Source organism: Pseudomonas sp., from assembly GCF_050739655.1.
Lineage (GTDB): Bacteria > Pseudomonadota > Gammaproteobacteria > Pseudomonadales > Pseudomonadaceae > Aquipseudomonas.
Genome location: NZ_JBOIBY010000590.1, coordinates 1 through 3,431, shown reverse-complemented (window position 1 = coordinate 3,431; position 3,431 = coordinate 1). Strand labels below are relative to the sequence as shown.

Below are 3,431 nucleotides of genomic sequence, written 5' to 3'. Positions count from 1 at the left end.
ACATGAATCAGCCCCGCGCAACCAGAGTCCTGGTCATTGGTTACGTCTGGCCCGAGCCCCGCTCTTCCGCGGCCAGCGGGCATGTCATGCAAATACTCGAGGTGTTCCTGCAACAAGGCTGGGACATCACGTTCAGCAGTCCGGCCAGCTATGGCGAGCAACGCGCGGACCTGACGGCGCTGGGCATTCGCGAAGTACCTATCGAGCTGAACAACAGCAGTTTCGACGTATTCATCAGCGAACTGGCACCGGACATCGTGTTGTTCGATCAATTCATGATGGAGGAGCAGTTCGGCTGGCGGGTCGAGAAGCATTGTCCCGATGCCTTGCGCGTGCTCGAAAGTTGCGACCTGCAAAGCCTCAGGCAGGGCCGGCATCAACGCCTCAAGGAGCGTTTGAAGGCCAGCGAGGACAGCAATGACTTCAGCGGCCTGTTCGCCCCGGCGTCGCGTGAAGAATTTGAACACATGGCCGATACCGACCTGGCGAAGCGCGAGATCGCCTCATTTTATCGTTGTGATTTGACGCTGATGGTTTCCGAGGTGGAAATCGAATTGCTGGTCGAGCAGTTCAGGATCCCGCGTAACCTGTTGCACTGGTGCCCATTGATGGTCGATCTGCCGACCAGCGCGCCGGTAGAGTACGAAGATCGCGCGCACTTTCTGCACATCGGCAATTTTCGCCATGCGCCCAACTGGGATGCCGTGCTCTGGCTGAAAACCGCGATCTGGCCGCTGATTCGCGCGCAACTGCCTGATGCGCAGTTGCACATCTATGGCGCGTACACCCCGCCCAAGGCCACCGCCCTGCACAATGCGGCCCAAGGCTTTCATGTGATGAACTGGGCGGAAGATGCCTTGCAAGTGATGTCGAAGACGCGGGTGTGCCTGGCACCGCTGCGCTTCGGTGCAGGTATCAAAGGCAAGATCGTCGATGCGATGCTCTGCGGCACGCCCAATGTGACCACGCCGGTCGGCGCAGAAGCCATGCACGATGAAGAGCCATGGCCCGGTGCCGTAACCCGTACGGCGCGCGAGTTCGCCGACAGCGCCGTGCAACTTTATCAAGACAAGACTCAGTGGCTGGCTGCCCAGGCGCAGGCCCGGCACTTGTTGGCCAGCCGCTACCCGCAGTCCACCCATGGTCCTGCATTGATCGAAAGACTGATCGAATGCCAAAGGAATCTGCCACACATCAGACGCGATAACTTCACCGGCAGCATGTTGCGCCATCATCAGCACAAAAGTACCCAGTACATGGCGCAATGGATCGAGGCGAAGAACCGCAACCAGGCAGACGCCTTGTAAGGCTCGTCCTTATCCCCAACAAAAACGCCGACAAGATACTGGCCGTATCAGGTCGGCGTTTTGCATTTCAGGGTGGCTAACATGATCAAGACACAAGGACGCTGTACATAAATAGCACCTCTGCTTTTGTCAGCCCGGCTAGTTTTGGACTTCCTGGAACTTGCCAGTGCACTCAGACAAAGGATCCACCATGACGGTTAGAAACGCGGAACTTCTCTACAAACAGAACTGGATGAGCAATATCCTCGACGTAGACATATTAAAACTCACCGATATTGTCTGGCCCTGCGCCCATAACGCGGGCATGGACAAAAAAGCCCCCAATGTCGACGATGTGACCGGCAACTGGACAGCGTGCCAGAACGATTCGTTTGCCTTTCAACTGGCCAATGGAGCACGGGTCTTCGATATTCGTCTTCAATACGCGACAGATCCGGACCCGGTCTTTTACTTTCACCACAGTGGCCATCGATCAGGTCGGGTACTGGACGAACTGATCGATGCAGTGTTGGCGTTTCTTGATCGAAACCCGGATGAGTTCGTCGTACTGGATTTTCACGAACTCAGCGATGCTGGCAAATCTTTCGATTATAAAAAGCTAAACGATCTGCTCGTGCTTCGACTCGGACAGCGGGTCATCCTGCCCTCCGACAGGTATGCCGCCGTGGGCGAGCTCAAGCGCTCCAGTACTCTTCGGCGCATCGTCATGGCGGCGCAGTTCAAACCCGGCCTGGACGATGATTACTTCTGGCCGCGCATCCCGCACAAATGGCGCAACAGTCCATTCACCAGTTCGGGCGATCTGCGCAACTACATCGCACAAACGCTGGAAGATGCGCCTTACGAGACATTTTTTTGGTCATTGTCGGCAACTGCGTACACAGTATTTGGCGGGCCAAGGGATATCAAAGAAGAGATCAACGACTGGTTCCACACCACCAGAGACTGGGTGACGCGCTGCAGCATCATCAATACCGACTTTTTCGATGAATCCAGAATCGTCCGCTATTGCTGGAGTGCCAGCAGCATGAAGGCCGTTTACGGCCCCTCACTGCACGAGGCATGATCGAGGCGCGAAAACAAATTGATTGCCGTCAACCAACACTACTTTGGCGCAACTTGTTATTCATCAATCAATGCAAGGACGCATTAATGAACAATACGACCCGAGACAATTACGCACTCAATAACTGGATGGGCGCTACGCCGGCAATCGATAACCTGTCGCTTGGCGAACATACACAACCCGGCACGCACAATGCCGGGTGCGACTTGCAAGCGAGCTATCCATTGATCCCCGGCGCGCACTGGCTGGCCTGCCAGCACGATTCGTTCGCCGCTCAACTCAACAACGGTTCGCGCGTACTCGATTTACGGCTGGATTTTGACGAGCCGGCCATAGAGTTTGAAAAATTCCGATTCCAGCACAATGGCTTTCGCTCATCTCGTAACGTGCTAGGTTTATTTGCGGCTGTGAATCTGTTTTTAAGCGACAACCCTGACGAGTTTGTGATTCTGGATTTTCATGAACTCAAGGACGGACAACAACCGTTCGACTACGCACTCTTCAACGAGATGATGCTCCGTTATCTTGGCAAGAGAATAATCCCTGCCGACAATAGCGGCCTGCCACTTGGCGTGCTTAAGAAAATCAGCGGCGAGCAGCGAGTTCTGGTAGCGGCCCAACAACATCCGGAGTTAAATCCCGCCTGGTTCTGCGAGAAAATCGAACACAAATGGAGCGGGATTGGCGACACAAATGTCGAGGAACTGGAGCAGCACATCATGAACGTGTTGAGGACTCCACCTCCCCGCACCACCTTGTGGTCACTGTCCGCCACAAGCTACTCGAAGCTGGGAGGCCCCGTCGATATCCATGATGAACTGGAAACCTGGTTTGATCCCGTCACCCACTCCCAAAGCGAAAGGTGCAACATTATCAATGTCGATTTCATGGAAGAATCGAAACTGGTTTCCTACTGCCGAAGCGCGAGCTTGATAAATGCCAGAAGAGCCGGATAGTCCCGAAAGCCGAGAAGGCTCCGGTCAGGTTTCGCGACATCGACAACTGGCATCAGCCACCCCACAAGAGGCATGATCAGGGCGCGAAAACAAGAAAAGTGT

General features: G+C 54.9%; 3 protein-coding genes. All 3 read left to right on the top strand.

The window, feature by feature from the left end:
* Nucleotides 1-2: 2 nt before the first annotated feature.
* On the top strand, nucleotides 3-1,307 hold the full coding sequence (locus ACRESJ_RS28260) for a glycosyltransferase (protein ID WP_431760815.1): 1,305 nt from the start codon (nucleotides 3-5) through the stop codon (nucleotides 1,305-1,307).
* Between the two features lie 190 nt (nucleotides 1,308-1,497).
* Nucleotides 1,498-2,373 (top strand): phospholipase, encoded by an 876-nt coding sequence (locus tag ACRESJ_RS28255; RefSeq protein ID WP_431760814.1) that lies wholly within the window; start codon nucleotides 1,498-1,500, stop codon nucleotides 2,371-2,373.
* 86 nt (nucleotides 2,374-2,459) lie between these two features.
* A complete protein-coding gene (locus tag ACRESJ_RS28250) occupies nucleotides 2,460-3,329 on the top strand; it encodes a phospholipase (RefSeq protein WP_431760813.1) in 870 nt (289 codons plus the stop codon).
* Nucleotides 3,330-3,431: the final 102 nt, after the last annotated feature.

Coding starts and splice junctions, on each gene's coding strand:
- ACRESJ_RS28260 (WP_431760815.1), top strand. CDS start 3: ATGAATCAGCCCCGCGCAACCAGAGTCCTGGTCATTGGTTACGTCTGG.
- ACRESJ_RS28255 (WP_431760814.1), top strand. CDS start 1,498: ATGACGGTTAGAAACGCGGAACTTCTCTACAAACAGAACTGGATGAGC.
- ACRESJ_RS28250 (WP_431760813.1), top strand. CDS start 2,460: ATGAACAATACGACCCGAGACAATTACGCACTCAATAACTGGATGGGC.